This is a genomic window from Arthrobacter sp. 9V (assembly GCF_902506065.1).
Taxonomy (GTDB): Bacteria; Actinomycetota; Actinomycetes; order Actinomycetales; family Micrococcaceae; genus Arthrobacter.
The window spans coordinates 1-1106 of record NZ_LR733068.1; the positions used below are offsets into that span (position 1 = coordinate 1).

Here is a 1106-nt window from a genome sequence, read left to right on the forward strand (position 1 = left end):
CTCATCGGCGGTCAGGTCGACTTCTCGAAGGTCGGTGACAAGGCGTGGATCGGTCTGCCGGACTTCACCGCTCCCGCGTTCGACCCGTCGCAGCTCCCGATCTACCTGGCGTTCGTGCCGGTCGTCCTGGCGCTGGTCGCCGAGAACGTCGGCCACGTCAAGGGCGTCGGGCAGCTGACCGGCCGTGACCTCACGCCGCTCACCGGTCGCGCGCTCTTCGCCGACGGCATCTCGACCGTGCTGGCCGGCATCGGCGGCGGCTCCGCCACCACCACCTACGGCGAGAACATCGGCGTCATGGCCGCCACCCGCGTCTTCTCGACCGCCGCCTACTGGGTCGCCGCGATCGCGGCCGTCCTGCTCGGTCTGTCGCCGAGGATCGGCGCGGTCATCTCCTCGGTGCCCGCCGGCGTGCTCGGCGGCGCCACCACCGCCCTCTACGGTCTGATCGGCATCATCGGCATCCGGATCTGGGTCGAGAACCGCGTCGACTTCTCGAAGCCGAAGAACCAGCTGACCGCCGGCATCGCCCTGATCATCGGCATCGCGGACTTCACGTTCCGCTTCGGTCAGGCGAGCTTCGGCGGCATCATCGTCGGCACGATCGCCGCGATCGTCGTCTACCACGTGATGGACGTCATCGGCCGGGTCCGCGGCACCGACGAGCCCTCGACCGAGGCCGCCGACCCCGCGCACGCCGCCACCGGCGCAGTCCCCGCGGAACCGCGCGCCGACTGACGCGAGTGGTCGGCCGGCCGTCGCCACGCGCCTGACGACGTGGGACCACCGGACTGGAGGCCCGTGGCGGACACGGCCACGGGCCTCCGGTCCGTCCCGTTCTGCGTTGCGGACCGGAACGCCCCCCAGTCGGTCGCTCCGGTCCGCAACGCGCTCCTCGCCCGGTTCAGCGCGGCGCGCTGGGCGACGGGGTCGCGGTCTGCACGGACTCCTGCTCGTCGATGTACCGCTGATCGAGCGGGACCTCGTCGGCGACCCCCGCCGTCCACTGCCCGACCACGGTGGTGCCGTCGGACTCGTACACGTCGCCGCCGTCCGGCTCGCTCCACAGGACCCAGCCCTCGCGGCCGTTGTCCGCCTTCCCGGGG

At 72.2% G+C, this 1106-nt stretch carries 2 protein-coding genes; one reads left to right on the forward strand and one right to left on the reverse strand.

Annotated features, from left to right (window positions below; translation table 11 throughout):
• A partial coding sequence (locus BACI9J_RS24180; RefSeq protein WP_328699832.1) for a solute carrier family 23 protein occupies nucleotides 1-738 on the forward strand: 738 nt, incomplete at its 5' end.
• A 166-nt stretch (nucleotides 739-904) separates the two neighbouring features.
• Here BACI9J_RS24180 and BACI9J_RS24185 read toward each other — a convergent pair.
• The coding region (locus BACI9J_RS24185) for a hypothetical protein (RefSeq protein WP_159736816.1) at nucleotides 905-1106 on the reverse strand (202 nt) is incomplete at its 5' end.